The following is a 26468-nucleotide window of genomic DNA, read 5'->3' on the forward strand; positions in this document are numbered from 1 at the left end:
TACGTTCGTTGACATGGAAGCTGTGCTGTGCCTCGCGGTCATCCTCGCCGGCGTGGTGGGTGCCGCCGTGCTCGCCTACTCCCGGGCCAAGGCCCAGCGGAGCGCCGCGCTCGGTGACGCCCGCGCCGACGCCCAACGGTGGTACGAGCGCCTCGGCGGCCAGTTGATGACCCTGCACGGCGAGGAGCCCGCCGTCCGGCAGGCGCTGGCCGACGCGGGGGAGCGCTACAACGCGGCCGGTTCCCAGTTGGAGCAGGCGGGTACGCCGCACCAGTTCGCGCTCGCCCGGGAGACCGCGCTGGAGGGATTGGCGTACATCAGGGCGGCGCGGACCGCGCTGGGCATCGACCCCGGCCCCGAGTTGCCGGCGCTCGCCGCCGCGCGGGGCGTCGGGCAGCTCACCAAGGAGCGCGAGGTCGACGTGCAGGGCCAGACCTTCCGGGCGGGCCCGCAGCCGGGTCGGGAGACGCCCTACTACTACCCCGGCGGGCGGTACCAGGGCCGACCGGTGCCGGCCGGTTGGTACTCCACCCCGTGGTGGAAGACCGCGCTCGGCGCCGGCGCCGGCGTGCTCGGCGGCATGCTGATCGCCGACGCGCTGTTCTCGCCGGCCTTCGCCGATCCGGGGTACGGCTATGACCAGGGCTACCAGGAGGGCTTCGGCGACGGTGCCGACTACGCCGACGACCAGGGTGCCGACGCCGGCGACCAGGGCGGCGACTTCGGCGGCGGCGACCAGGCGGGTGATTTCGGCGGCGGCGCTGACTATGCCGGCGGCGATTTCGGCGGCGGTGACTTCGGTGGTGGCGATTTCGGCGGCGGCGACTAATGATGACGCGACGGCCGGGCACCCGCTCGTAACGGGCACGCACCGCTGACCACCATTGCGAAAACGGGCCCCGGTCGGCTCGACCGGGGCCCGTTGCCGTGCTGTCTGGTCAGCCGGTGTTGCGCATGCCGGCAGCGATGCCGTTCACGGTGGTGAGCAGCGCCCGCTCCAGAGCGGTGCCGTCGCTGGGAGCGCGTCGCCCACCCGGTGCGGTGGCGACCGCCCGGCCCGCCGCCCCGGACTCCCGGTACTGGCGCAGCAGCGCCACCTGGAGGTGGTGCAGCGGCTCCAGGTAGGTGTCGCGGACGGCCAGGGTGCGCTGGAGCACCGGAGAGTTCTCCAGCAGGGCCGGCGAGGCGGTCACCGCCAGCACCTCACGCTTGGTCAGCTCGTACTCCCGCTCGATCTGCTCGAAGATCGGGTGCAGCTTCTTCGGCACGAGGGTCTCGACGTACCGGCGGGCGATGCTGAGGTCGGTCTTGGTCAGCATCATCTCGACGTTCGACAGGAACGTGCGGAAGAAGTGCCAGTTGCGGTGCATCTCGGCCAGCACGTCCGCCAACCCGGCCTCCCGAGCGGCGGCCAGGCCGGAGCCGACGCCGAACCAGCCCGGCACGATCTGCCGGGTCTGCGTCCAGCCGAACACCCACGGGATGGCCCGCAGCCCGGACAGCCCGGCGCCGGTGTTCGGGCGCTTCGCCGGACGCGAGCCGATGTTGAGCGCGCCGAGCAGCTCGGTGGGTGTGGACGCCCAGAAGTACGCCGGCAGGTCCGGGTCCTCGACGAGCGACCGGTACGACCGGAACGCCGACTCGGACACCACGTCCATCGTCGCGTCCCAGCGCTCCAACATCTCGGCCGGCTGCCGGGGTGCGGTGTGCAGAAGCGTCGCCTGGAGCACCGCGGCGAGGGTCAGCTCCAGGTTCTCCCGGGCCAGCGAGGGCAGGGTGTACTTGTCGGAGATGACCTCGCCCTGCTCGGTAACCTTGATCGCACCGTCCAGCGTGCCGTACGGCTGGGCCAGGATCGCCTCGTGCGTCGGCCCACCGCCGCGTCCGACCGTGCCGCCACGGCCGTGGAAGAGCCGCAGGTGTACGCCGTGCCGGGCGGCCACGTCACGCAACGCGCGCTGCGCCCGGTGGATCGACCACTGGCTGGTGGTGATCCCGGCCTCCTTGTTCGAGTCGGAGTAGCCGAGCATCACCTCCTGCACGTCGCCGCGGGCCGCGACCAGCGCCCGGTACGCGGGCAGCGACAGCAGCTCGTCGAGGATCTCGCCGCCGGCGTCCAGCTCGCCCGGGGTCTCCAGGAGCGGCACGAAACCGATGCGGGCCCGGCCGCTGTGCACGTCGACCAGCCCGGCCTCGCGGGCGAGCACCACGGCGGCGAGGACGTCGTCGACGCCCAGGGTCATCGAGATGATGTACGACTCGATGACCTCGCCGCCGAACCGGTCCTGCGCCTCCCGGATCGTGCTGAACACGTCGAACGTCTTGCGGGACAGCTCGGAGAGCGGAGTGTCCGCGGTGGACAGCGGCCGGCGGCCGGTCAGCTCGTCGGCGAGCAGCTTGGTGCGTTCCAGCCGGCTCAACGACGGGTAGTCGGACACCTCGCCGACCGCCTCGTAGAGCTGGGCGAGGACGGCGTGGTGCGCCTCGGCGTGCTCCCGGACGTCCAGGGTCGCCAGGTGCAGGCCGAACGCGGACACCGTACGGATGGTGGAGGCCAGCCGGCCGACGGCCGTGAGCTGCCCCGAGTTGCGGGCCAGCGACGCGCGCAGCAGGTCCAGGTCGGCGATCAGCTCGGCGGAGCCGCGGTAGTCCCGACCCGGGACGTGGGCGGTGCCCTGGCGCAGCCGCTGGCGGGTGTTGGCGAGCTTCGCCTTCACGCAGCGCGCCTTGAGCCGGTAGGGCTCCTCGGCATTGACCCGACGGAACCGGGGCGCCACCTCGGGCAGCGCGTCGAGGTCGGCGGCGAGGCTGGCGGAGAGGTCCAGGGACACCCCACGTAGCCGGCGCGAGACCGAGACCTCGTTGATCAGGTGGTCCATCGCCTTCTCGGTGGCGGCGATGCCGTGCTCGTGCTGAATGGTCAGCACCTCGCGGGTGACCGCCGGGGTGACGAACGGGTTGCCGTCCCGGTCGCCGCCGATCCAGGTGCCGAAGCTCAGCGGGCGGGCCGTCGGCGACGTCTCCACGCCGAGGGCGCGCAGCGTGTCGGCCAGGTCGTCGAGCACCTGCGGGGCGGCCTCGGCGTACAGGTCGCGCAGGTAGTAGATGGCGTTACGCGCCTCGTCGGTCGGATCCGGCCGGTCCAGTCGCAGCTCGTCGGTCTGCCACATGAGGTCCAGCAGCTCGGCCAGCCGGCGGTTGGCCGGGCCCTCGTCGCTCGCGCCGTAGAGGATCGCGTTGGCGGTCTCGGTGTCCAGCTCGTCGGCGATGGCCCGCAGCTTCGACAGGATCGAGCGGCGGGCGGCCTCGGTCGGGTGGGCGGTGAAGACCGGCCGGACCGCCAGGCGGCGAGCGGCGGCGGCGATCTCCTCGGCCGGTACCCCGCGTTCGGCGATCATCTTGGCCGCCTGGTCCAGCCAGCCGCCCTGCACGGCGCGGCGACGGCGCAGATCCCGGGCGCGGTGCACCTGCTCGGTGATGTTGGCCAGGTGGAAGTAGGTGGAGAAGGCGCGGGCCAGCTTGGTGCCGGTCGTCACATCGAGCCCGCCGAGCCGCTGGGCGGCGGCCGGGACGTCGGTGCGTACCTGGGCGCGGATCTCCTCGACGAGGTCGAGCAGTGGGCGACCCTCCTGGCGGGCCAGGGTCTGGCCGAGGAGGGTGCCGAGCCGGCGGATGTCAGCGCGCAGCGCGGCGTCCGGGCCGTCGTGGTCGTGCTGGTCGGTCACGATGCGCTCCTTACGTGAGTACGAAGGACAGCGCTGTCCGACTCCCTGGATGGTATCCGCGTCTGGCCGTCCCGCAGGAGGGGCTCTCCACATGCCGCGCCGTGAGACGGAACACCCCGGAGATCACCTCAGGGTCTTGCGCGGGCGGTTGCCCGACCTCCCCGCACCACTGTCGCGGCGAGCAGGGCCGCCAGGGCGAGCACCGCCCACAGCGCCAGTCCGGTCAGCGGCCAGCCGATCGAGCGCCGGTCGAAGTACACCGCCGACTTGATCAGGTCGGTGGCCAGGCCGGGTACGTTCCACCGGTGCATGCCGCGCAGCCAGGTGGGCAGGAACTCCGGTGCGTAGATGCCGCCGGAGCCGGGATTGCCGAGCACCACCAGCAGCAGGATGACCAGTCCGGTGCCGAGCACGCCCAACCATCCCTGTACGGCGGCGGCCACCATCGCGGCGGCGAAGGCGGCCAGCATGCCGGTGCCGGCGACGGCTGGCAGGTCGTGGTGCCAGACGTCCAGCACCGGGCCGACGATCACCGCGCCGGCGATGCCGAGCACCACGCTGTAGACGGCGAGCGCCCCGATCCGCAGGCCCGCGCGGCGCAGGGTGCGCGGGGTGGTGCCGACCGAGATGCCGAGCGCGGTCGAGGCCAGGTACCCGCCGAGGACGTACCCGATCGCCAGGTAGAACGGAACCAGACCACGGGGATCGGTGTCGGCGACCGGCACGTCGTCGGCCACCCGCAGTGGCATCCGGGCCTGCCCGGCGGCGGTGGTGAGCACCTGGATGACCACGTCGGTGGCGGCCGGCGCGCTGGCGCTGGCGGTGGTCAGGACGAGGCCGCCGTCGGGGGTGGAGCCGAGCACCCCGTACACCGCGCGCCTGGTTAGGGCGTCCTCGGCGGCGCCCGGGTCGGCGTACTCGATGGCTTTGATCTTGTCGGTCCGATCGCGGACGGCGACCAGGACCCGGCGTGCGGCCTGGTCGCCGGTCGCCACGCCGACCGGCACGTCGCGGGGGCGGGGCTGGTGCAGCGCGCCGACGTACGCGGCGATGAACGCGACGGCCAGGGCGAGGGTGCCGAGCAGTAGTCCGGCGGTACGGGGGAGCTGGTCGCGTAGTCGGACCTCCTGCGCCTCGTCCACCAGATCAGCCTAGGGGGCCGTTTGCCCTGCTTACGGTGTTTCTGCCGGCGTCCATTCGATGCCTGATCGCCGTCCGGGGGGAACGAGCAATTTTCTTCAAGAACTGTCCAAGCCTTCGCGGCGACGATGGTTCTCGTCGGTCCGGAGGTCGCCCCGCCCAGGGTGCCAACCCGGAGCACGCGGGCCTGTTCGGGGAGGCCCGAAGCCCGGCCGGGCCCGCGCCCGTGGAGGTGCCGTACACCCCCAGGTACGGCACCTCCATCCCGCGTCCGGGGTCAGGCGGTGGAGGCCGGGTCCGTCCCGGGAGTGGCGAGCAGTCGACGCAGGCGCGCGGGTGGATGACCCACCTGCTCACGGACCACCCGGGTCAGGTGCGCCTGGTCGGCGAAGCCGTAGTCGGCGGCGAGCGCGCCCAGCGGACGGCCGTCGGGTTCGGCGGGGGTGTCCAGGACGGCGCGCACCCGCAGGCGGTTGCGGTAGGCGGTCAGGCTGCTGCCGGTCATCCGCTGGAACACCCGGCTGAGGTGGTGCGGTGAGCTGCCCACCTCCCGGGCCACCTCGCCCAGGCCGAGTGTGAAATCGGAGTGGGCCAGCACCTCGCGTGCCCGGTCGGCGAGCCGCCGGTGCGCGGCCAGCGTCGCCGGTCGTCGGCGCACGGCCCGCCCGACATCGGCGTCCACCTCGGCGACCATGAGCAGCCCGAGGTACCGGACGAAGAGCGCGGCGAGGTCGTCGTCGCTGATCTCCTGCCCCGGGACGTCCAGCCGGAACCCCTCGGTGCGCAGGCCGCCTCCGTTGGCGAAGCTCACCTGCGCGTCAAACTGCGCCCTCCACTGCTCACCCGTCCCCGCCTGCTCACCCATCCCCGCACTCGACCGGCTCCCCACCCTGGTCAAGATCCGTGCGGTGGGCTTCCTCATGATCGCGCTCAATCCAGGATGTAGTGGCCTCGCGGCGTCGACAAGCCACTACATCCTGGATCAAGCCCGATCATGGCGGGCTCGGGCAGTGACGCGTGCGGCCGTGTGACGCGGGTGGGGACGCGCGGGACCTGGACGGAACGGGGTGGGTGTCGGTGGACGGGGATAGGCTTGATGGCGTGCACCCCCCGTCCGGCTGGACGAGGGGCCGCGCTCGTGTGCGTCCACTCCCCTGGAAGGTTTCCCTTGCTCACCGGTCTGTTCTCCGCCGCCCTGGCCGATCCCGGGCTGGCCCGGGCGCGTGACCTGGCGCGCTCCGGTGCTGCCCAGGTCGACGGCCTCGACATCACCGCTCCCGCCGCGCTGCGCCCGTTCGCTGTGGCGGCTGTCGCCGCCGACACCGAGGGCGCCGGGCGACCGGTACTGGCCGTGACCGCCACCTCCCGTGAGGCCGACGACCTGGCCGCCGCGCTGGGTGGGTTGCTGCCTCCGGAGCAGGTGGTGGTCTTCCCCTCCTGGGAGACGTTGCCGCACGAGCGGCTGTCCCCACGCTCGGACACGGTGGGTCGACGGCTGGCTGTCCTGCGCCGCCTCGCGCACCCCGGGTCGGCCGACGCGCACGGCCGGACCGGGCCGCTGCGGGTGGTGGTCGCCCCGGTCCGGTCGCTGCTGCAACCGCAGCTCAAGGGTCTGGGTGACCTGGAGCCGGTGCAGCTCGCCGCCGGCGAGGAGGCCGACCTGGAGGAGGTCGCCCGCCGGCTCACCGACATGGCGTACGCCCGGGTCGACCTGGTCACCAAGCGCGGCGAGTTCGCGGTGCGCGGCGGCATCCTGGACGTCTTCCCGCCCACCGACGAGCACCCGTCCCGGGTCGAGTTCTGGGGTGACGAGGTGGAGGAGATCCGCACCTTCGCCGTCGCCGACCAGCGCACCATCGAGCAGGTGCCGCTGCTGTGGGCGCCGCCCTGCCGCGAGCTGCTGCTCACCCCGGAGGTCCGTGAGCGGGCCGCCGCGCTCGCCGAGCAGCATCCCGAACTGGCCGAGATCCTGGACAAGCTGGCCGAGGGCATCCCGGTGGAGGGGATGGAGTCGCTGGCCCCGGTGCTGGTCGGCCCCGACTCGCTGGAGCTGCTGCTGGACGCGATGCCGGCCGGCACCCACGTCCTGCTGTGCGACCCGGAGCGCATTCGCACGAGGGCGCACGACCTGGTGCGTACCTCTGAGGAATTTCTGCAGGCCAGCTGGGCCGCCGCCGCCGTGGGCGGCCAGGCCCCGGTGGACGTCGGCGCCGCCGCCTTCCGCACCCTGGCCGAGGTACGCGCCACCGCCGGCACGCTCCACCAGCCCTGGTGGACGCTGTCCCCGTTCGGTCTCGTCGAGGCCGAGACGACCGGGACGGCCGAGGCGCGGCAGCCCTGGGAGGACGCGCCCGAGCAGGCCAGCGTCACCCCGGACGACACCATCGCGGTGACTCTCTCCGCCCAGCCGGCCCCGCTCTACCACGGTGAGACCGCGCGGGTGGTCGACGACCTCAAGCGTTGGGCCGGCGAGGGCTGGTCGATCGCGCTGGTCTTCGAGGGGCACGGCCCCGCCCAGCGGGCGGTGGAGGTGCTGCGCGACGCCGGGCTGGGCGCCCGGCTCACCGAGGAGGTGCCGACCGCGCCCACCCCCGGCGAGCTGGTGGTCACCTGTGGTGCGCTCAGCGCCGGCTTCGTCGACGAGGCGTCCCGTTTCGTGCTGCTGACCGGCAACGACGTCACCGGTGGCCGGGGCACCTCGACGCGGGACATGCGCAAGATGCCGAGCCGCCGGCGCAACACCATCGACCCGCTGGAGCTCAAGGCCGGCGACTTCGTGGTGCACGAGCAACACGGCATCGGCCGGTACGTCGAGCTGGTGCAGCGCACAGTCAACGGCGCCAGCAGGGAATACCTGGTCATCGAGTACGCGGCCAGTAAGCGCGGCCAGCCCGGCGACCGGCTGTTCGTGCCGACCGACCAGCTCGACCAGCTCTCCCGTTATGTCGGCGGTGAGCAGCCGACCCTGCACAAGATGGGCGGCTCGGACTGGCAGAAGTCCAAGGCTCGGGCGCGCAAGGCGGTCCGGGAGATCGCCGCGCAGCTCATCCAGCTCTACGCCGCACGCAAGGCGTCCAAGGGTCACTCGTTCGGCCCGGACACCCCGTGGCAGCGGGAGTTGGAGGACGCCTTCCCGTGGCAGGAGACGCCCGACCAGCTCGCCGCGATCGACGAGGTCAAGCGGGACATGGAGCAGACCGTCCCGATGGACCGGCTGATCTGCGGCGACGTCGGCTACGGCAAGACCGAGATCGCGGTACGGGCGGCGTTCAAGGCGGTGCAGGACGGCAAGCAGGTGGCGGTGCTCGTGCCGACGACCCTGCTGGTGCAGCAGCACTACAACACGTTCGCCGAGCGGATGAGCCAGTTCCCGGTGCAGATCCGGCAGCTCTCCCGGTTCCAGACTCCCAAGGAGACCGAGCGGACGTTGGAGATGGTCGCCGACGGCACCGTCGACATCGTCATCGGCACGCACCGGCTCCTGCAGACGGCGACCCGGTTCAAGCAGTTGGGTCTGGTCATCGTCGACGAGGAGCAGCGCTTCGGTGTCGAGCACAAGGAGCACCTGAAGACGCTGCGCGCGTCGGTGGACGTGCTGAGCATGTCGGCCACCCCGATCCCGCGCACCCTGGAGATGGCCATCACCGGCATCCGGGAGATGTCCACCATCGCCACCCCGCCGGAGGAGCGGCACCCGGTGCTCACCTTCGTGGGCGCGCAGGACGACCGGCAGGTCGCCGCCTCCATCCACCGCGAGCTGCTGCGCGACGGGCAGGTCTTCTACCTGCACAACCGGGTCGAGTCGATCGACCGGGCGGCGCGGCGGCTGCGCGAGCTGGTGCCCGAGGCGCGGGTCGCCGTGGCGCACGGGCAGATGGGCGAGGAGGCCCTGGAGAAGGTCATGGTCGGCTTCTGGGAGAAGGAGTTCGACGTCCTGGTCTGCACGACCATCGTGGAGTCCGGCATCGACATCCCGAACGCCAACACCCTGATCGTCGAGCGGGCCGACCTGCTCGGCCTGGCCCAGCTGCACCAGATCCGTGGTCGGGTCGGCCGGGGCCGCGAGCGGGCGTACGCGTACTTCCTCTACCCGCCGGAGAAGCCGCTCACCGAGCACGCACACGAGCGGCTGGCGACCATCGCCCAGCACACCGAGCTGGGCGCGGGCATGTACGTCGCGATGAAGGACCTGGAGATCCGCGGCGCGGGCAACCTGCTCGGCGGCGAGCAGTCCGGCCACATCGAGGGCGTGGGCTTCGACCTGTACGTGCGCATGGTCGGCGAGGCTGTCTCCGCGTTCAAGGGTGAGCGTCCGGAGGAGGAGGCCGACGTCAAGATCGACCTGCCGATCGACGCGCACCTGCCGCACGACTACGTGAGCGTGGAGCGGCTGCGTCTGGAGATGTACCGCAAGCTCGCCGAGGCGCGCGACGAGGCCCGTCTGGGGGAGGTCGTCGCCGAGATGACCGACCGGTACGGCGAGCCGCCCGCCCCGGTGCAGAACCTGGTGGCGGTGGCGCGGTTCCGCCTGCTGGCCCGCCGGTACGGCCTCAGCGACGTGTCCATGCAGGGCAAGCACGTGCGGTTCGGGCCGCTGCCGCTGCCGGACTCGAAGCAGTTGCGGCTCAAGCGCTACCACCCGGACGCCGTCTACAAGCAGGCCACCGACCAGGTCAGCGTGCCCCGGCCGAGCACCCGCCGGATCGGTGGCGAACCGCTGCGCGACCAGGCGCTGCTCGAATGGTGCGCGCAACTGCTCTCCGACGTGCTGGGCGCCCCCGCCCCGCTGGCGGCCGCGACCGCCTGACGGCGGCGTGCGGGCGGCCCAGGACCGCGCGCCTCCGAGGTCGGCGCGCGCATCGAGGTGGCGTGCAGGCCACAGTGGTGTGCGGGTCAGGCCGCGCGCGGGCGACGGCTCTCTGCGGGCGACGGCTCTGTGCGGGCGACGGCCGTGTGCCGCGCCACGACCGCCTGCGCGCCGTGGCACGCCGACCGCGTGGTGAGGTGGGGGCCGTCACAGCCACCAGGAGGGCATGAGAGAGTGACGGGCATGCGTGCTCGCCGTGTGATCGCCGCCGCCAGCGTCGCGGCTTTGGCTGTCCTCTCCCTCGCCGCGTGCGAGAGGTCCGCGCCGGACGTCGCCGCGTACGTCGGTGACACGAGCTATTCGCTCGACCGGGTCGACGGGATCTACGACGAGGTGCAGACGAAGTACGGCGACGTGGTCCGTCAGGCGGCCGGTCAGACCGGCGCGACTCCCTCGCCCGAGCAGTTGCGGTCGCCCGTCACCCGGCAGGACGTGGTGAACCTGCTGGTCAGCCTGGAGCTGGGCAAGCGGGTGGCGAAGGCCAAGAACATCCAGGTGCCCGACGAGGTCAGCCCGCAGCAGTTGGAGCAGAGCCTGCGGGTGCCGGCCACCACCGAGTACACCAAGCTCTGGGGTGAGTGGGTCGACCTGCTTCAGGCGTTCAACCAGCAGCTCCCGCCGGCCGAGGTGAGCGACGATTCGGTGATGGCCGTCTACCAGGCGCTGGCCAAGGTCGGGGCGATCCAGGGCGGGCTGCAGGTGGCCGAGGTCCGCCAGAAGTTCGGCGAGGGAGCCTTCGTCGGCAGCGCCACCGCGCTCAGTGCCGCCCTGGAGGACGAGGCGGACCGGGCCGACGTCTCGATCAACCCCCGTTACCGGGAGGTGGGCGTGCCCTCGCTGGTGAGCAGCGGTCAGTCGGTCATCTTCTACTCGCTGCCGTTCATCAACGAGGAGGGGCCGGTCACCGACATCTCGACCCCGGACGCGTCGCCGTCGAGCCCCGACCCCGACACCGAGGGCACGGCCAGCTGAGCATGACGGCACGGATCGTCCTGCTGGTCACGTCACCGCGGCTGCCGGCCGGCCTGCTGACCTCGGCCGCCTGGGACGTCGTACGCGGGTATCCGGTTCTCGCCGGTGCGGAGAGCGAGTTGGCCACGGCCGTGCGTCAGGCGGGCGGCGAGGTGACCGTCGTCGACGGCCCGGCCACGCAGGCGCTGCTGGACACGGTGGCGGCGCACGGCACGGCGGTCTGGTTGGCCGGCCCGGCCGGCGACGAGTCGTTGGCCCGGGAGTTGGGTCTGCGGCTGGCTCGCGAGCCGGGGCTGGCCGAGATGGAGCTGATGTACGGCTCGTGGGACCCGCCGGGGGCCCGGCTGCTCGACGCGGTGGCCGTGCTGGACCGGCTGGCCTCGCCGGGCGGCGACCCGTGGAAGCGGGCGCAGACGCACCGTAGCCTCGCGGGTTACCTGCTCGAGGAGAGCTACGAGGCGTACGACGCGATCAAGGCCGACGACACCGACGCGCTCCGTGAGGAGTTGGGCGACGTCCTGCTCCAGGTGGTGTTGCACGCGCGGCTGGCCGAGGAGTTGCCGGAGGGTGAGCGGTGGAGCATCGACGACGTGGCCGGTGGCCTGGTCGACAAGATGATCCGGCGCAACCCGCACGTCTTCGCCGGTGCGGAGGCGGGCACCCTGGAGGAGATCACCGCCAACTGGGAGCGGATCAAGCGGGTCGAGAAGGCGCGTGACTCCGTGCTGGACGGCGTGGCGTTCAGCCAACCCGCCCTGTCCCTGGCCGCGCAGATCCTCGACCGCGCCGCCCGTGCGGGCCTGACCGTCCCGCTCGCACCGCCCGACACCGAGGTGGACGAGGAGGCGAAGCTGGGAGCAACCCTCCTGGCCCTGGTGACGGAAGCCCGCAAGGCCGGCCTGGACCCGGAGTCGGCCCTGCGCAGCGCGACCCTAACCCACGCCGAAACCATCCGCGCCGCCGAACCCCCACCCACCCCACCGCGTTGATCATGAAGTTGTTGCCGTGACACGCCGACACGGCGGGCAACAACTTCATGATCAACGAAAGGGGCGCGGGGTGGTCGGTAGGGTTGCCGGGTGGAAGAGTTTGGAGTGCTGGCCGAGCGGGTTGTCGAGGCACTGCTGGAAGCGCGGCCGGGGGTCGCCACCTCGGCCGGGGATCACCGGTTCGACGACCGGCTTCCCGATCTGTCCGCCGACGCGCTGGCCGCCGACCGGGTGATGCTCACCGACGCGGCGAACGCGCTGTCCGAACTGGACCCCGACTCGCTGGACGTCGACGAGCAGGTCGACCACGCGCTGCTCACCTCCTTCGTCGACCGGGAGCTGTTCGAGCTGACCGACATCCGGTCGCACGAGTGGGACCCGCTGCACCACAACCCCGGCCCGCTGCTGCACCCGCTGCTGGCCCGCTCGTACGCCCCGGCCGAGGTGCGGTTAACGCAGGTGGCCGGCCGGCTCGCCGCCGTACCGGATGCCCTCGCCACCGCCCGCGCGACGCTGCGCGACATGCCGCGGATCCACGCCGAGACGGCGGTCGGGCAGTTCACCGGCACGGCCGCGCTCATCCGCGACGAGCTGCCGGGGCTGATCGCGCAGGCGCCGGGCAGCCTCGGGAAGGTCGAGCCGGCGGCCACCGCCGCGATCGCCGCGCTCGACGAGTTCGTCGCGTGGCTGCGAACTCGACTGGCCGCCGACAGCGGTCCCGGCCGTGACCCGCGCCTGGGCCGCCGCCGCTGGGAGGCGCGGCTCTGGCACACCCTCGACACCGAGCTGGGGGCCGCCGAGATCCAGCGACGGGCGTGGGCCAACCTGGACCGGGTCACCGAGGAGATCCGCGCGGCGGCCGTCGAGCTGGTCGGTGGTCCGGCCGACGACGAGACGGTACGCCGGGCGTTGGACGTGCTCGCCGCCGAACATCCGGACGACTCGACGATCGTCGAGCTGGCCGGTGTGACGCTCGACGAGGCGACCGACTTCGTCCGGCTGCACGACCTGGTCACCCTTGTCGACGACCGATGCGTGATCCAGGAGATGCCGGAGTTCGCGCGGGGTGTGGCGGTGGCGTACTGCGACTCGCCCGGCCCGTTGGAGACCGCGGCGGTGCCGACGTTCTACTGCATCGCGCCCACCCCGGCGGACTGGTCGGCGCAGCGCGTGGACTCCTTCTATCGCGAGTACAACGACCACCTGGTCCGCAACCTGACCGTGCACGAGGCGATGCCCGGCCACTTCCTCCAGCTCGCCCACGCCCGACGTCACGTCGGCGGTACGCGGGTGCGGGCGCTGGCCCGTTCCGGCCCGTTCGTCGAGGGCTGGGCGGTGTACGCCGAGGAGCTGATGGCCGGTCTCGGCTTCGGCGGTCTGCCGGTGCGGTTGCAGCAACTCAAGATACAGCTCCGGATGACCATCAACGCGTTGCTCGACCAGTTGGTGCACGCCGAGGAGCTGCCCGAGGCCGAGGCGATGGCGTTGATGACCGGTCGCGGCTTCCAGGAGGAGGGCGAGGCGGCCGGCAAGTGGCGCCGGTCCCTGCTCACCTCGACGCAGCTCTCCACGTACTTCGTCGGGTACAGCGAGGTGGCCGAGATCGCCGCCGCCCGTCCGGAGGGCGTGTCGGCACGCGACTGGCACGACGCGATGCTCGCCCACGACTGCCCGCCCCCACGACACCTGCGCACCCTGCTCGGCGTCTGACGCCCACCGGGCCGCCGGGCGATCGCCCGTCGCGCCGGCACAGCCAGCAGGAGCCGGGGTACGGGGTCAGGAGCCGCCGGGGCGGTTGTCCACCACGCCTGCTCCGGCGGGCGGGTCGAACGCGTCCTTCTCGACCGTCTCGGAGTAGTCGCTCAGCGCCAGCTCCATCGGTTTGCCGTCGACCGAGCCGAGGAAGCTACCGAGCACGCCTTCGGTGGTGACGCAGGCGCTGAAGTCGCCGTCCGAACGCTGCACCTCGACGCAGGCGGCGTGGTGCCCCGCGACTGTGGTGTCGCTCTGCTTGATCACCGCCTGCGGGTCGAGGGCGGCGGCGGTCAGCAGGCCGACCACCACCGGCGGGGTGACGAGACCCTGCTGGTTCGCCTCGCTGAACAGCGCCACGGTGGGCTTGCTGCCGGGGGTGGGTGGCGCGACGAGCGTGCACGCCGTCCGGCCGTCGGTCGCTGTGCAGCGGGTGACGGCGTCGGGAGTGACGGTGAGCCGTCCACCCGGGTAGGTGTACGCGGAGCGGGCCGGGTCCTGCGCCTGCACGATCGCGGCGGTCTGACCGCCGGGCAGTTGGTAGTCGGCCGTGTAGGTCAACTCCAGCGCCCGGTCGAGGCGAGCGGCGAGGTCGTTGACGAGATCCGAGCGCCCCATGGCGCTGCCGGCGTCCTCGAAATTCTGACAGCCGGTGACCGTGAGCGACGCGATGACCGACACGGCGAGCATGCGGAGGGTGGTCGTGGCGGCGGGCATGGCGACCAGCCTGGTGGATCTAGTCGGCGCAGCGCAAACCCGTTGCCGGTTGACTCCCGGAAATCCGGGAATGTCCGTCATCGCGGGGCTACTCGGGTGCGCGGGCGACGCCGTGCCCGATCTCGCCGCCCGATACGCTGCGTTCAACACCTGCCTCAGCCGCACCGTCGCGGCCCACCCACGGACCGGATCACAACAACGAGGAGCGACTCAGTGGCAACCATCGAGGGAATCGTCGCCCGGGAGATTCTCGACTCGCGGGGCAACCCGACGGTCGAGGTCGAGATCGGCCTGGACGACGGCACGGTGGCTCGCGCCGCGGTGCCCTCCGGCGCCTCCACCGGCGCGTTCGAGGCGATCGAGCTGCGCGACGGTGACGCCGACCGCTACCAGGGCAAGGGCGTGGAGAAGGCGGTCTCCAACGTCGAAGACAAGATCGTCGACCAGCTCATCGGCTACGAGGCCAGCGAGCAGCGGCTCATCGACCAGAAGATGCTCGACATCGACGGCACCGACAGCAAGTCGGAGCTGGGCGCGAACGCCATCCTCGGGGTCTCCCTGGCGGTGGCGAAGGCCGCCGCCAGCAGCGCCGAGCTGAGCCTCTTCCGCTACCTGGGTGGCCCGAACGCGCACCTGCTGCCGGTGCCGATGATGAACATCCTCAACGGTGGCGCGCACGCCGACTCCAACGTCGACGTCCAGGAGTTCATGGTCGCGCCGATCGGCGCGCCCACCTTCCGCGAGGCGCTGCGCTCCGGCGCGGAGGTCTACCACGCGCTGAAGTCGGTGCTGAAGAAGAAGGGCCTGTCGACCGGGCTGGGTGACGAGGGCGGCTTCGCGCCGAACCTGCCCACCAACGCCGCCGCCCTGGACCTGATCGCCGAGGCGGTCGAGAAGGCCGGCTACCGGCTCGGCACCGACATCGTGTTCGCGCTCGACGTGGCGGCCACCGAGTTCTTCGACAACGGCACCTACACGTTCGAGGGCGCCGCGAAGTCCGCCGAGGACATGAGCACGTACTACACCAAGCTCGCCGACGAGTACCCGATCGTGTCGATCGAGGACCCGCTGGCGGAGGACGACTGGTCCGGCTGGCAGACCCTGACCGCGTCGATCGGCGACCGGGTGCAGATCGTCGGTGACGACCTGTTCGTGACCAACCCGCAGCGCATCGCCCGCGGTATCGCCGAGAAGGCGGCCAACGCCGTCCTGGTGAAGGTCAACCAGATCGGTTCGCTGACCGAGACCCTGGACGCGGTGGACCTGGCCCACCGGGCCGGCTTCAAGTGCATGATGAGCCACCGCTCCGGCGAGACCGAGGACACCACCATCGCCGACCTGGCGGTCGCCACCGGCTGCGGTCAGATCAAGACCGGCGCTCCGGCCCGCTCGGACCGGGTCGCCAAGTACAACCAGCTGCTCCGCATCGAGGAGGAGCTGGCCGACGCGGCGCGCTACGCGGGCGCGGGTGCGTTCCCGCGTTACCGTTCGGCCTGAGTGTGGTTGTCGGGAAGCCTCACATGCGGTGGGGCTTCCCGGCGGACGTACGCGACAGACGTAGCCTCGGGGGAGGGGTGTGACGATGCAGCGCCGCACACCGGGTGGTCAACGACCCGCCCGCCGACCGGGTCAGTCCGGCCGGCCGGGCGCCGGGCGGGCCACCCGCGGGTCGCTCCGGGACGCCGGCGTACGCGCCGAGCCGCGAGGCGCCGCCGGTCGGGCTCCGGGCGCGGTCCGGGGCGCCGAGGGTGTGCGCTCCGCGAGCCGTCCGGCCGCCGCCCGACGTACCGCCGCCGGTGGTGGCGCGGTCAAGCGGCTCGCCGCACCCCATCCCCGCCGTTTCACCGGCCGCGCCACGGTGCTCTTCGCGGTGCTGATCGCGCTCGCCCTGGCGTACACCTATCCGGTGCGGGTCTACCTGGACCAGCAGGCCGACATCGAGCGGATGGAGGCGGCCCAGTCGGCGCAGGAGAAGGAGATCGCCGAGCTCGCCGCCGAGGCCGCCAAGTGGCAGGACGACGAGTACAAGATGACGCAGGCCCGGGAGCGGTTCTTCATGGGTCGGCCGGGCGAGAAGATGATGGTGGTCATGAACGACGCCGAGGGCGCGGCCCGCGACGCCGGCAAGCCGGCCGGTTCGGGTGCCCCGGCAGGGCCTTCGACCTGGTACGACACCCTCTGGTCGAGCGTGCGCGCGGCGGACAGCCAGCAGCCGGGCAAGTGACCCACCGACCAGCACACCAGGAGAGACGAGCACCGTGACTGTCGTACCCCCGTCGGAGCCGGCGGCGGATTCCGTACCCCTGCCGCAGCGGGAACCGGCGACCGAGGCCGACCTGGCCGCGGTGGCCGCGCAGCTCGGCCGACCGCCCCGGGGCACCCGGGCGGTGGCCCACCGCTGCCCGTGCGGCCTGCCCGACGTGGTGGAGACGACGCCGCGCCTCGCCGACGGCACCCCCTTCCCGACGCTGTTCTACCTGACCTGCCCCCGGGCGACCGCGGCGTGCAGCAGGTTGGAGTCGGCGGGGCTGATGCGGGAGATGGCCGACCGGTTGGCGACCGATCCGGAGCTGGCCGCCCACTACCGGGCGGCGCACGAGGACTACCTCGCCCGCCGGGACGCGATCGGCGAGGTGCCGGAGATCGCCGGCATCTCCGCCGGTGGGATGCCGGGGCGGGTGAAGTGCCTGCACGTGCACCTCGGCCACGCCCTGGGCGCGGGCCCCGGCGTGAACCCGTTCGGCGACGAGACGTTGGCGCTGGTCGAGCCCTGGTGGACGGCGGGCCCCTGCGTGGACGTGCCCGACAGCGAATGACCGCACAGGCCGAGGGGCAGATCCTGGTGCGGCGCGCCCGCACCCGGGATGTGCGGGGCATCCGCCGGCTGGTCGACACGTACACCGACGACCGGCGGTTGCTGAGCAAGGCCACCGTGACCCTGTACGAGGACGTGCAGGAGTTCCGGGTGGCGGTCCGGCCCGACGACGGTGTCGTGGTGGGGTGCGGCGCGCTGCACGTCATGTGGGAGGACCTGGCCGAGATCCGTACGGTGGCCGTGGACCCGTCCTGCCGGGGTCAGCGGATCGGGCACCGGCTGGTCAGCGAACTGATCGACGCGGCCCGCACACTGGGCGTGGCGCGGATCTTCGTGCTCACCTTCGAGACCCGGTTCTTCGGCTCGTTCGGCTTCCGGGAGATCGACGGCGCGCCGGTGCCGCAGCCGGTCTACGAGCAGCTTCTGCGTTCGTACGACGAGGGTGTCGCGGAGTTCCTGGACCTGGAGCGGGTCAAGCCGAACACACTCGGCAACACCCGGATGCTGCTCCGCCTCTGAGCCGGAGCCGGTCGGCGGGATGTCGTAGGGTTGCCGGGTGACGACGCGTGTGGCGGCCATCGACTGCGGGACCAACTCGATCCGACTGCTGGTCGCCGACCTGCCGGAGGAGTCGGCCGGGCCGCAGGCCCCGCTGACCGACGTGACCCGGCGGATGGAGATCGTCCGGCTGGGGCAGGGCGTCGACCGGACCGGCCGGCTCGCGCCGGAGGCGATCGAACGGACCCGGGTGGCGCTGGCGTCCTACGCCGCCGACATCGAGAAGCTGGGCGCTCAGCGGGTACGCATGTGCGCGACCTCGGCCTCCCGGGACGCCGCCAACGCCGCGGACTTCACCGAGATGGTGCAGCAGACGCTGGGCGTGGCGCCCGAGGTGGTGAGCGGCGACGAGGAGGCCCGGCTGTCGTTCACCGGGGCGGTGCGCGGGCTGCCGTCCGACGCCGAGGAGCCCTTCCTCGTCGTCGACATCGGCGGCGGCTCGACCGAGTTCGTGGTCGGTGACCGGGCCGGTGTGCGGTCGGCGGTGTCGGTCGACATCGGCTGCGTCCGGATGACCGAACGGCACCTGCCGGGTGACCCGCCGACGCCGGAGCAGGTCGCGGCCGCGGAGGCCGACATCGCCGTCGTCGTGGACCGGGCGCTCGCGGCGGTGCCCGGCCGGGAGGCCGCCACCCTCATCGGTCTCGCCGGTTCGGTCACCACCGTGGTCGCCATCGCCCAGAACCTTCAGGGGTACGACCCGGAGCGCATCCACCACGCCCGCGTGTCGTACGAGGAGGTGGCGCGGGTGACCGCGGACCTGCTCGCGCGCACCAGCGCGCAGCGGCTGGAGATCCCGGTGATGCACCCCGGACGGGCCGACGTGATCGGCGCGGGGGCGCTGGTGCTGCGCGTGATCATGGAGCGAGCCGGCATGCCGTCTGTGGTCGCCTCCGAGCACGACATCCTGGACGGCATCGCCTGGAGCCTCCAGTAGGCCACCCGCGTCCTTGATCGACTCGACATCACCGATATCGCGGTATCCGGGCCACTGGGACACCCCGACATCAGCGATGTCGTGTTGATCTAAGGCTCAGTCCGTCGCCAGGTCTGGCCGGTGCTGACGAATCCACTCTTCGACGTCGGTGCGACGCCAGATCTGCCCCATCCGCAACACCTGGTGGGGTGCGGGAAAGTCGCGCCGGGAGGCGACCACGGAAGCCCGGGCGCGCGAAACGCCGCCGAGCATGTCTCGTATCTCCGCGATCCCCACAAACTCGCCCATGGGTTGACGGTAGGTACCGGCGGTTGTCCGACGATCGGTAACAGCGATAGGGGTTGACGATCGTATACGCAGGTAGCACGATCGAGGGATGGCGACACCTAGCGATTCCCCGGTTCATGACCGTCGGCGTGGGGCGATGCGCCCACATCGCCGATGTCGGGGTGACTCGCCGGCCGGATGCCCCCACATCGGCGACTTCGAGTCGATCACCGCCCCGCGCATCGGCGAGTCGTTGACGCTACTTCGCATTGCACACTAGTGTGCGATGCGTGGACACCACACAGTTGTTGAAGGGCGTGCTCGATCTGGCCGTCCTGGCGGTCCTCCGGGAGGAGGACGGTTACGGCTACGACATCCTGCGTCGGCTCCGCGAGGCCGGCCTGGAGGAGATCGGCGACGCCTCGGTCTACGGCACGCTGCGCCGTCTCTTCGCCGCCGGCCTGCTCACCACGTACGTGGTGCCGAGCGAGACCGGCCCGCACCGCAAGTACTACTCGCTCAACGCCGCCGGGCGTGACCAGTTGACCCGCTCCGGCAAGCTCTGGCGCTCGTTCGCCACCACCATGGACACGCTGCTCGACGATCGGGGGCTGGCGGCATGACCGTCACGGAGCAGGAGATCACCGACTATGTGGCACGGGTCCGGGCCGCCCTGGCCGACGTGCCGCCCGACCGGCGCGCCGAGCTGACCGAGGACCTCGCCGACCACCTCACCGAGGTCGCCGCCGAGGGTGAGGGCACCCTCGTCGAGCGACTGGGCGAGCCGGAGACGTACGCCGCCGAGCTGCGCGCCGCTGCCGGCGTCGGTGTCGGCGGCGGTCGCAACCTGGACCACCGGGTCGCCGCCGCCGTAATCCGGGTCCGCGGCCGGCTGCGCGCGATCGACTCCCGGCTCGGCCCACCTCTGGGGTACGCGACGGCGAGCGACTTCCTTCGCCTGCTGCGCCCCGGCTGGTGGGTGCTGCGCGGCTACCTGGCGGCCATGCTGCTCACCGCGATCAGCACGGGCGGCAGCTTCGGTGTGCTGCCCCGGTTCGGTGGGGAGTTGCTCGCCGGGCTGATCATGCTGATCGGGTTCGTGCTCGCCTCGATCTGGCTCGGTCGCCGTTCGGCGCAACTCGCCCGCTGGCCGCGCTCGGCGGTGCAGGTCGGCAGCGCGGTGCTCGTCGTCTTCGCGCTCTCCGCCCTCGTGCAGGCGGAGGACCGGATGCGGTACGGCGACTACGGCTACAACCCGACCTCGGTCGACAACCCGTACGACCGGATCCGGGACGTCTTCGTCTACGACAGCGACGGTCGGCTGGTGGAGAACGCCCGCCTGTTCGACGAGAACGGCAACCCCATCCGACTCGGCTACCCGGACTGTCTCGACCCCGCCGAGGCGTACAACAACCCGCTGTTGCGGCCGTACCCGTACTGCCCCGACCGGGCGCCCTTCGGGCCGCCCCGGGGTCCGGACATGCCCGGGGCGCCAGCGGTGCCGACCAGCACGCCGTCGGCAAGCGAGTCACCGACCGTGGCGACGCCGACGGCGACTCCGGCGAGTCCGAGCGCGACGCCGAGTGACGAGCCGACTCCGACCCCGACGAGCTGATGGGCGATGTGAACCAGATCATGCACACGATGCTGGGAAATAGCTGAACGGACGAGGTGAGCGGGACGGCACCAGAAATCAATGATCGTTACGGTGTCGTCTGCTCATCCATCCCTCGGAAGGAACCCCCGTGTCAGAGCAGGTCGCACCGCCCCCCGCGTCCGACGCAGCGCCGGCTCAGCCGGCCGCCGAGACGCCGGCTCAGCCGGCCGCCGAGACGCCGCCGCCGGCCGAGCCGGAGGGTAAGTCCGGTGCCAAGAAGGCGCTCGGCATCATCGGCGCGATCGTCATCTTCCTCGTCATCGCAGGTCTGAAGTTCGGCCTGGGCACGGCCATCGGCAACTTCGTGAACAAGGACGAGACCGCCGACGCGAAGGCCGGCGACTGCATCGCCGAACTGCCCGAGATCAAGGGTGACAAGGAGGAGGAGGTCGACGGCGCCAAGGTCGTCAAGTGCACCTCCACCGACGCGGCGTACAACGTGGTCGGTCGGGTCGACGGGCAGACCGAGGCCCAGGCCAAGGCCGACACCGCCTGCAACGATTTCTTCAAGGAAGGCGAGGAGGGGTACGTCTTCTACAGCATCGAGTCCGGCAAGAAGGGCTACGTGCTCTGCCTGACCAAGAAGGCCTGACCACACGCCTGAGGCACCGATGACGGCGGCGGGGGAATGTTCCCCGCCGCCGTCGGCGTACCCGCGGTCACCATCCGGCGAACAGGAGGTGAATGCCACTGTTCCGACGTCTTCCCGGTCGGGGTCACGGCGTGGCAGGCTACCGGCACGTAGGACCACTGGGCGACCAGCCAACGATGACTGACCGCTAGGAGGACGGCCGATGGGCGAAATGGTGGGTTACCGCAGCAACGGGGGTACGAGCGAGGGGTATCTCGCGATACCCGCGAGCGGCACGGCCAGCCCCGCCGTCATCGTCCTGCAGGAGTCGTGGGGCCTGGTCCCGCACATCCGGTCGGTCGCGGACCGGTTCGCCGAGGCCGGCTTCGTCGCTCTCGCCCCGGACGTCCGGCACGGTACGGCGACCGACGAGCCCGTCGAGGCGCAGGGCCTGCTGGCGACGCGCCTGGACGAGGCGGCGAAGGACATCGCCGACGCGGCCGACTACCTCGCCGGGCGCCCGGAGGTCACCGGAAAGGTCGGCGCGGTCGGGTTCGGCGCCGGTGGCAGCCTGGCCCTCAGGTCGGCGTCCCTCTCCGAGCGGATCGTGGCCACCGCCGGGTTCTATCCCGTGCTGTCCGGTGGGTCGATGCCCACCGACCGGGTCGACTACGCCGGCAAGGCGGCGGTCATCCACTGCTCCGAAGAGGACGGCACCTCGACCGGCGAGGGTGTGCAGGCCGTACGCAGGGCCATCGAGGAGGCCGGCGGCACCTGCCAGCTCTACGACTACCCGGGCACCTCGCACGCGTTCTTCGACGACGACCGGCCCGAGGCGTTCGACCAGCGTGCCGCCGCCAGCGCCTGGGCGCGCACCCTGGAACTCTTCCGGGCCAAACTTGGCTGAGTCGCGTACCCCCGATCAGGTCGTCGCCCGCGCCGCGCGGGCGACCGACCTGGCCGACCTCGACGCGGCGGTCAACGACTGTTTCGCCTGTCCCCGCCTCGTCCGGTGGCGGGAGGAGGTGGCCCGCGTCCGGCGGGCCGCCTTCCGCGACCAGGAGTACTGGGGCCGGCCGGTGCCCGGCTTCGGCCCCGGCGACGCGCGGATCGCCATCCTCGGGCTCGCGCCCGCCGCGCACGGCGGCAACCGCACCGGCCGGATCTTCACCGGCGACCGCTCGGGCGACGTGCTCTTCGCGGCCCTGCACCGGGCCGGGTTGGCCAACCAGCCGACAAGCGTCGCCGCCGACGACGGCCTCGCCCTGCGCGACACCCGGATCTTCTCGGCGGTCCGCTGCGCACCACCGGACAACAAGCCCACCCCGGACGAACGGGACACCTGCGCTCCCTGGCTGCACCGCGAGGTCACGCTGATCCGACCCACCCTGCGCGTCGTGGTCGCGCTGGGCGCGTTCGCCTGGGCCGCGTTCTGGCCGGTGCTGCGCCAGGTGTACGAGCAGCGCCCGCCCAGCCCGCGACCCGCGTTCGGCCATGGGGCACACTGGTCCGGCGCGGCCGTGCCGGACTTGCTCGGTTGTTACCACGTCAGCCAGCAGAACACCTTCACCGGCCGGCTGACACCGGGGATGTTGGACGACGTCTTCGGCCGGGCCAAGCAACTGGCCGAAGTGGACTGAGAACGCGTGGGGTGGTGGCGATGACGAACGGAACACGCCCGCCCGCTCCGTCGCCACCCGCCGGACCAGGTGTGGTCCGCCCGGTGCTCGGCCTGCTGCGCCGCTGGTGGCCGGTGGGCGCGGTGGCGGCGCTGCTCGCGGCGGCCGCGCTGGCGTCCGCCCACTCGTCGATCGGCGCCAGCCGGATTCCGCCCGCTGCCGAGAACGTGCCCTGGGTGCCGGAATACCCGACCGACGTGCCGTCCCCGTCGATCCCGGTCGAGCCGAGGGATGCCGGCGAGGCCACCCAGGCGCACATCCCGCAGTGGATCGCCACCGTGGCGATGGCCCTGCTCGGGCTGGCCATCCTCGCGGTGCTGGGCTACCTCACCTGGATCCTGCTGCGTGGCGCGCTGCGCCGTACCTCGCGGGCCCTGCCGGCGCAGCGGGCCCGGCGTACGGCCGAGGGCACCGCCCGCGAGGTGGTCGCCGCCCTGGACGCCGGCCTCGTCGAGCTGGACGACCAGGCCACCGACCCCCGTGTCGCGGTGATCGCCTGCTGGGTACGCCTGGAGGAGGCGGCCGCCGCGGCAGGTGTGTCCCGGCGTCCCGGCGACACACCGACCGACCTGGTCACGCGGTTGCTGCGGGGCGACGAGTCGGCCGGGGTGCCGGCGATCGTCAGCGCCGACGTGCTGGCCGAGTTCGCACACGTCTACCGCGAGGCCCGGTACGCCACACGTGAGGTCGGCGAGGGCACCCGCGACGACGCCCGTGCCGCGCTGCGGCGGCTGCGCGGCGAACTCGCCATCGTGACGACGGGTGCTCCCGAGGTGCCGGCATGAGCGGCAGCGCCAGCATCGACGACCTGCTCACCTTCGAGGAGGAGGGGCCACGGCACGACGAACGGGCCAAGGGCGGCCGGTTCGGACGCGTGTTCCGAGCCCTGGCCGGCAACGCGGCCCTGGTCGCCGTGCTCGTCGTCGGTCTCCGGGCGGTCGGCCTACAGGTCTCGCTGGCGATCCTCATCGCCGGGGTGTTCGCCGTGTCCGGGGTGCGCCGGGTCGCCGCCGCGCTGGCACCGACGCCGGCGGCGAGGTCCCGCCCTTCGCTCGCCCAGCACGACGACGGCTCCTGGAACTGGGGTGCCCGGGATGCGCTGCGCGCCGCGATCAACGGCTGGGAACTGCCGCTGGACTGGTCCACGACCCGACCCGAACGCTTCACCGAGGTCATCCTGCCCCGGCTCGCGGAACTGGCCGACGAGCGGCTTCGCCTGAAGCACTCCGTGACCCGTGAGTCGGACCCGGTCCGCGCTCGCGCCCTGCTGGGCGACCGGCTGTGGACGTTCCTGGAAACCCCGCCCCGACGCCCCCCGTCGCCGCGCGATCTCGCGGTGATCGTCGCCGAACTGGAGAAGATCTGATGAACGACGTGGACCGGAGCATGCCCGCCGCCGAGGTCGGCCGCCTGGCCCGGGCCGTCCTGGACGCCGTCGGCACCGTCGTGGTCGGCAAGCGCGACGCGTTGGAGTTGGTCCTCGCCGGAATCCTGGCCGGTGGGCACGTGCTCCTGGAGGATCTGCCCGGCCTGGGCAAGACGCTCACCGCGCGCTCGTTCGCGCAGGCGCTCGGGCTGGACTTCCGCCGTCTCCAGTTCACCCCGGACCTGCTCCCCGCCGACGTCACCGGCTCGTTCCTCTACGACCAGCGCAGCGGCGACTTCACCTTCCGAGCGGGGCCCGTCTTCACCAACCTGCTCCTCGCCGACGAGATCAACCGGACGCCGCCGAAGACCCAGTCCGCGCTGCTCGAGGCCATGCAGGAGAAGCAGGTCTCGGTCGAGGGCGTGACGTACAAGCTGGACGAACCCTTCCACGTGCTGGCGACCGCGAACCCCATCGAGTACGAGGGCACCTACCCGCTGCCCGAGGCGCAGCTCGACCGGTTCCTGCTGCGGGTCTCCTTCGGCTACCCGCTGCAGGAGGAGGAGTGGGAGGTGCTGCGCCGCCGGATGGGCCGCCGCCGCGAGGAGGCGGACATCAAACCGGTGGTGGACGCCGCCACCCTGCGGGCGATGCAGGCCGCCCTGGAGGACGTGGTGGTGGAGGACTCGATCGGCCGCTACATCGTGGCGCTCACCGCGGCCACCCGGGAACACCCGTCGGTGCTGGTCGGTGCATCGCCGCGTGGTTCGTTGGCGTTGCTGCTGCTGTCCCGGGTACGGGCGGTGTTCGACGGCCGGGACTACGTGGTGCCGGAGGACGTCAAGGCGGTCGCCGCGCCCGCGCTCGCCCACCGGATCACCCTGCGTCCCGAGATGTGGCTACGTCGCGTCGACCCGGCGTTCGTGGTCGGTGAGGTGCTGGAGGCGACGCCCGCCCCGGCCAGTGGCGCGCTGCCCAGCTACGCCGCCGGCGGGCTCCGGCACTGATGTCCGGCCCGACCGCATCCGCGCCGCGATCCACCGAGCCGGAGTCGACCGCCGGCTGGGCGCCCACCCCTGCGCTCGGTCGCGCCGTGCTGCTCACCGGTTTGTTGCTGGTGGCGGGGGTGCTGCTGGGACGCGTCGACCTCGTCGTGCTGGCCGCGCCGTTCGCGCTGGGCACCGCGTACGCGCTGCGTCGCCGGCCCACCGCACTGCCGCAGGTCTGGATCACCAGTGCGGAGGACGGCCCGCTTGTCGAGGGCGGCGAGGTGTCGGCCGCGGTGAGTGTCGGCAACCCGGACACGGTCGACTACGACCTCGTGGTGGTGCGGTCACGGGTCTCGCCGTGGCTGCGGATCGCCCGTGCCGGCTTCGCCAGCGCCGAACCCACCGACGCACCGCCGCCCGCCGAGACCCCGTCGGCAGCCGGCAGGGGACGCTCGGTCGCCGATCGGCCGTTCGTGACGTCGGTGCCCGCTTCGGCGGCAGTGGACCTGGAACTGGCCGGGCGGGCTCTGCGCTGGGGTCGGCACCCCGTCGGACCGGCCGGGGCGCGGGTCGCCGCGGCGGGTGGGCTGCTGGTGTCCCGAGCGGTGATCACCGAACCGGTCGGTGTGCGGGTCTACCCGCGTACCGAGCCGTTCGAGGCGGTGGAGGCGATGCCCCGTGCCGCCGGTCTGGTGGGCGCGCACCACTCCCGACGTCCCGGAGAGGGCGGTGAACTGGCCGGAGTGCGGGTCTTCGCCCCGGGCGACCGGCTCCGCCGCGTCGACTGGCGGGTGTCCCTGCGGGCCCGGCAGTTGCACGTGGCGGCCACCCTGTCCGACCGCGACGCGGAGGTGGTGGTGTTGCTCGACGTGCTCGCCGAGGCGGGCCGCTCCGGTGGTGTGGACGGTGCCGCGTCCGTGCTGGACACCACAGTGCGGGCCACCGCCGCGATCGCCGAGCACTACCTGCACCGGGGAGACCGGGTGTCGCTGCTGGAGTACGGGCCGGGAGCCCGCCGGCTACGCCCCGCCGCCGGCCGTCGGCAGTACCTGACGGTGCTGGAATGGCTGCTCGACGTACGCGCCGAGGCGGCCCAGCACGAGCCGTACGACCAGGTCTTCGGCCCACAGTTGCTGTCCTCGGACGCGCTGGTGGTCGTCCTCACCCCGCTGCTGGACGAGCGTTCGGCGCAGATGCTGGCACGGCTGGCCCGCGCCGGCCGGTTCGTGGTGGCGGTCGACACGTTGCCGGCCGACCTGACGCCGCCGAAGGACCGGGGTTGGGCCGAGGTGGCGTACCGCCTCTGGCGACTGGACCGGGAGACGATGATCGGGCAGCTCCGTGAGCACGGCGTACCCGTCGTGCGCTGGGCCGGCGCGGGCAGCCTCGACGAGGTGCTGCGGGACGTGGCGCGACTGGCGACGGCCCCAAGGGTCGGTGGCCGGTGAGCGCGAGGAGTGAGCCGGG

Annotated in this window: 24 protein-coding genes; 19 read left to right on the forward strand and 5 right to left on the reverse strand. The window is 72.3% G+C overall.

Going from position 1 to position 26468, the window contains the following annotated elements; translation table 11 throughout:
- Nucleotides 1-13 precede the first annotated feature (13 nt).
- The gene (locus ACGFH9_RS07995; RefSeq protein WP_393216791.1) at nt 14-829 is read left to right on the forward strand and encodes a hypothetical protein; all 816 of its coding nucleotides are present in this window, start codon (nt 14-16) and stop codon (nt 827-829) included.
- 109 nt (nt 830-938) lie between these two features.
- On the opposite strand, the gene ppc is transcribed toward ACGFH9_RS07995, so the two are convergent.
- From ppc to ACGFH9_RS08010, 3 genes are all read right to left on the reverse strand, one after another.
- Complete coding sequence (gene ppc / locus ACGFH9_RS08000) at nt 939-3725, reverse strand: phosphoenolpyruvate carboxylase (protein ID WP_393216793.1); 2787 nt, start codon at nt 3723-3725, stop codon at nt 939-941.
- A 128-nt stretch (nt 3726-3853) separates the two neighbouring features.
- On the reverse strand, nt 3854-4867 hold the full coding sequence (locus tag ACGFH9_RS08005; protein ID WP_393216795.1) for a hypothetical protein: 1014 nt from the start codon (nt 4865-4867) through the stop codon (nt 3854-3856).
- 275 nt (nt 4868-5142) lie between these two features.
- A complete protein-coding gene (locus ACGFH9_RS08010; protein ID WP_393216797.1) occupies nt 5143-5730 on the reverse strand; it encodes a helix-turn-helix domain-containing protein in 588 nt (195 codons plus the stop codon).
- 303 nt (nt 5731-6033) lie between these two features.
- On the opposite strand from ACGFH9_RS08010, the gene mfd reads away from it, so the two are divergent.
- From mfd to ACGFH9_RS08030, 4 genes are all read left to right on the forward strand, one after another.
- The gene (gene mfd / locus ACGFH9_RS08015; RefSeq protein ID WP_393216799.1) at nt 6034-9672 is read left to right on the forward strand and encodes a transcription-repair coupling factor; all 3639 of its coding nucleotides are present in this window, start codon (nt 6034-6036) and stop codon (nt 9670-9672) included.
- A gap of 243 nt (nt 9673-9915) precedes the next feature.
- On the forward strand, nt 9916-10704 hold the full coding sequence (locus tag ACGFH9_RS08020; protein ID WP_393216801.1) for a hypothetical protein: 789 nt from the start codon (nt 9916-9918) through the stop codon (nt 10702-10704).
- 2 nt (nt 10705-10706) lie between these two features.
- Nucleotides 10707-11693, forward strand: coding sequence for a nucleoside triphosphate pyrophosphohydrolase (locus ACGFH9_RS08025; protein ID WP_393216803.1), 987 nt, complete (start codon nt 10707-10709; stop codon nt 11691-11693).
- 90 nt (nt 11694-11783) lie between these two features.
- On the forward strand, nt 11784-13403 hold the full coding sequence (locus tag ACGFH9_RS08030) for a DUF885 domain-containing protein (RefSeq protein ID WP_393216805.1): 1620 nt from the start codon (nt 11784-11786) through the stop codon (nt 13401-13403).
- A 66-nt stretch (nt 13404-13469) separates the two neighbouring features.
- Here the strand turns inward: ACGFH9_RS08030 and ACGFH9_RS08035 are convergent, their stop codons facing one another.
- On the reverse strand, nt 13470-14162 hold the full coding sequence (locus ACGFH9_RS08035; RefSeq protein ID WP_393216807.1) for a hypothetical protein: 693 nt from the start codon (nt 14160-14162) through the stop codon (nt 13470-13472).
- A gap of 213 nt (nt 14163-14375) precedes the next feature.
- Here ACGFH9_RS08035 and eno point away from each other — a divergent pair, with 213 nt between their 5' ends.
- The 5 genes from eno (at nt 14376) to ACGFH9_RS08060 (ending at nt 18472) form a co-directional block, all read left to right on the forward strand.
- Nucleotides 14376-15659, forward strand: a complete 1284-nt coding sequence (gene eno / locus ACGFH9_RS08040) for a phosphopyruvate hydratase (protein WP_355239512.1) — start codon at nt 14376-14378, stop codon at nt 15657-15659.
- A gap of 85 nt (nt 15660-15744) precedes the next feature.
- The gene (locus ACGFH9_RS08045) at nt 15745-16386 is read left to right on the forward strand and encodes a septum formation initiator family protein (RefSeq protein ID WP_393216809.1); all 642 of its coding nucleotides are present in this window, start codon (nt 15745-15747) and stop codon (nt 16384-16386) included.
- A gap of 34 nt (nt 16387-16420) precedes the next feature.
- Nucleotides 16421-16978, forward strand: coding sequence for a DUF501 domain-containing protein (locus ACGFH9_RS08050; RefSeq protein ID WP_355239517.1), 558 nt, complete (start codon nt 16421-16423; stop codon nt 16976-16978).
- A complete protein-coding gene (locus tag ACGFH9_RS08055; RefSeq protein WP_355239520.1) occupies nt 16975-17496 on the forward strand; it encodes an amino-acid N-acetyltransferase in 522 nt (173 codons plus the stop codon). Before ACGFH9_RS08050 ends, ACGFH9_RS08055 begins: the two co-directional genes overlap by 4 nt.
- Before the next feature lie 49 nt (nt 17497-17545).
- The gene (locus ACGFH9_RS08060; protein WP_393217015.1) at nt 17546-18472 is read left to right on the forward strand and encodes an exopolyphosphatase; all 927 of its coding nucleotides are present in this window, start codon (nt 17546-17548) and stop codon (nt 18470-18472) included.
- 96 nt (nt 18473-18568) lie between these two features.
- On the opposite strand, the gene ACGFH9_RS08065 is transcribed toward ACGFH9_RS08060, so the two are convergent.
- Nucleotides 18569-18760: a hypothetical protein gene (locus ACGFH9_RS08065; protein ID WP_355048846.1), complete on the reverse strand. Its 192-nt coding sequence runs from the start codon at nt 18758-18760 to the stop codon at nt 18569-18571.
- A gap of 269 nt (nt 18761-19029) precedes the next feature.
- On the opposite strand from ACGFH9_RS08065, the gene ACGFH9_RS08070 reads away from it, so the two are divergent.
- The 9 genes from ACGFH9_RS08070 (at nt 19030) to ACGFH9_RS08110 (ending at nt 26449) form a co-directional block, all read left to right on the forward strand.
- Nucleotides 19030-19362, forward strand: coding sequence for a PadR family transcriptional regulator (locus ACGFH9_RS08070; protein ID WP_007455685.1), 333 nt, complete (start codon nt 19030-19032; stop codon nt 19360-19362).
- Nucleotides 19359-20354 carry an HAAS signaling domain-containing protein gene (locus tag ACGFH9_RS08075; protein WP_393216812.1) on the forward strand — a complete coding sequence of 332 codons (996 nt, stop codon included), beginning with the start codon at nt 19359-19361 and terminating at the stop codon, nt 20352-20354. The genes ACGFH9_RS08070 and ACGFH9_RS08075 overlap by 4 nt, the downstream gene beginning before the upstream one ends.
- A gap of 130 nt (nt 20355-20484) precedes the next feature.
- The gene (locus ACGFH9_RS08080; RefSeq protein WP_393216814.1) at nt 20485-20988 is read left to right on the forward strand and encodes a hypothetical protein; all 504 of its coding nucleotides are present in this window, start codon (nt 20485-20487) and stop codon (nt 20986-20988) included.
- A 202-nt stretch (nt 20989-21190) separates the two neighbouring features.
- Entirely contained in the window at nt 21191-21874 is a 684-nt protein-coding gene (locus tag ACGFH9_RS08085; RefSeq protein WP_393216816.1) for a dienelactone hydrolase family protein, read from the forward strand.
- Nucleotides 21867-22607 (forward strand): uracil-DNA glycosylase, encoded by a 741-nt coding sequence (locus tag ACGFH9_RS08090; protein ID WP_393216818.1) that lies wholly within the window; start codon nt 21867-21869, stop codon nt 22605-22607. The genes ACGFH9_RS08085 and ACGFH9_RS08090 overlap by 8 nt, the downstream gene beginning before the upstream one ends.
- A gap of 20 nt (nt 22608-22627) precedes the next feature.
- A complete protein-coding gene (locus tag ACGFH9_RS08095; protein ID WP_355622020.1) occupies nt 22628-23431 on the forward strand; it encodes a DUF4129 domain-containing protein in 804 nt (267 codons plus the stop codon).
- On the forward strand, nt 23428-24012 hold the full coding sequence (locus ACGFH9_RS08100; RefSeq protein WP_355239537.1) for a hypothetical protein: 585 nt from the start codon (nt 23428-23430) through the stop codon (nt 24010-24012). Before ACGFH9_RS08095 ends, ACGFH9_RS08100 begins: the two co-directional genes overlap by 4 nt.
- The gene (locus tag ACGFH9_RS08105; RefSeq protein WP_393216820.1) at nt 24012-25019 is read left to right on the forward strand and encodes an AAA family ATPase; all 1008 of its coding nucleotides are present in this window, start codon (nt 24012-24014) and stop codon (nt 25017-25019) included. The genes ACGFH9_RS08100 and ACGFH9_RS08105 overlap by 1 nt, the downstream gene beginning before the upstream one ends.
- Nucleotides 25019-26449 carry a DUF58 domain-containing protein gene (locus tag ACGFH9_RS08110; RefSeq protein WP_393216822.1) on the forward strand — a complete coding sequence of 477 codons (1431 nt, stop codon included), beginning with the start codon at nt 25019-25021 and terminating at the stop codon, nt 26447-26449. The genes ACGFH9_RS08105 and ACGFH9_RS08110 overlap by 1 nt, the downstream gene beginning before the upstream one ends.
- Nucleotides 26450-26468 lie beyond the last annotated feature (19 nt).

Origin of the sequence: Micromonospora sp. NPDC049102, from assembly GCF_043197485.1 — a bacterium.
Lineage (GTDB): Bacteria > Actinomycetota > Actinomycetes > Mycobacteriales > Micromonosporaceae > Micromonospora.

Coding starts and splice junctions, on each gene's coding strand:
- ACGFH9_RS08095 (WP_355622020.1), top strand. CDS start 22,628: ATGACGAACGGAACACGCCCGCCCGCTCCGTCGCCACCCGCCGGACCA.
- ACGFH9_RS08075 (WP_393216812.1), top strand. CDS start 19,359: ATGACCGTCACGGAGCAGGAGATCACCGACTATGTGGCACGGGTCCGG.
- ACGFH9_RS07995 (WP_393216791.1), top strand. CDS start 14: ATGGAAGCTGTGCTGTGCCTCGCGGTCATCCTCGCCGGCGTGGTGGGT.
- ACGFH9_RS08110 (WP_393216822.1), top strand. CDS start 25,019: ATGTCCGGCCCGACCGCATCCGCGCCGCGATCCACCGAGCCGGAGTCG.
- ACGFH9_RS08065 (WP_355048846.1), bottom strand. CDS start 18,760: ATGGGCGAGTTTGTGGGGATCGCGGAGATACGAGACATGCTCGGCGGC.
- ACGFH9_RS08100 (WP_355239537.1), top strand. CDS start 23,428: ATGAGCGGCAGCGCCAGCATCGACGACCTGCTCACCTTCGAGGAGGAG.
- ACGFH9_RS08025 (WP_393216803.1), top strand. CDS start 10,707: ATGACGGCACGGATCGTCCTGCTGGTCACGTCACCGCGGCTGCCGGCC.
- ACGFH9_RS08085 (WP_393216816.1), top strand. CDS start 21,191: ATGGGCGAAATGGTGGGTTACCGCAGCAACGGGGGTACGAGCGAGGGG.
- ACGFH9_RS08020 (WP_393216801.1), top strand. CDS start 9,916: ATGCGTGCTCGCCGTGTGATCGCCGCCGCCAGCGTCGCGGCTTTGGCT.
- ACGFH9_RS08105 (WP_393216820.1), top strand. CDS start 24,012: ATGAACGACGTGGACCGGAGCATGCCCGCCGCCGAGGTCGGCCGCCTG.
- ACGFH9_RS08010 (WP_393216797.1), bottom strand. CDS start 5,730: ATGGGTGAGCAGGCGGGGACGGGTGAGCAGTGGAGGGCGCAGTTTGAC.
- ACGFH9_RS08055 (WP_355239520.1), top strand. CDS start 16,975: ATGACCGCACAGGCCGAGGGGCAGATCCTGGTGCGGCGCGCCCGCACC.
- ACGFH9_RS08045 (WP_393216809.1), top strand. CDS start 15,745: ATGCAGCGCCGCACACCGGGTGGTCAACGACCCGCCCGCCGACCGGGT.
- ACGFH9_RS08035 (WP_393216807.1), bottom strand. CDS start 14,162: ATGCCCGCCGCCACGACCACCCTCCGCATGCTCGCCGTGTCGGTCATC.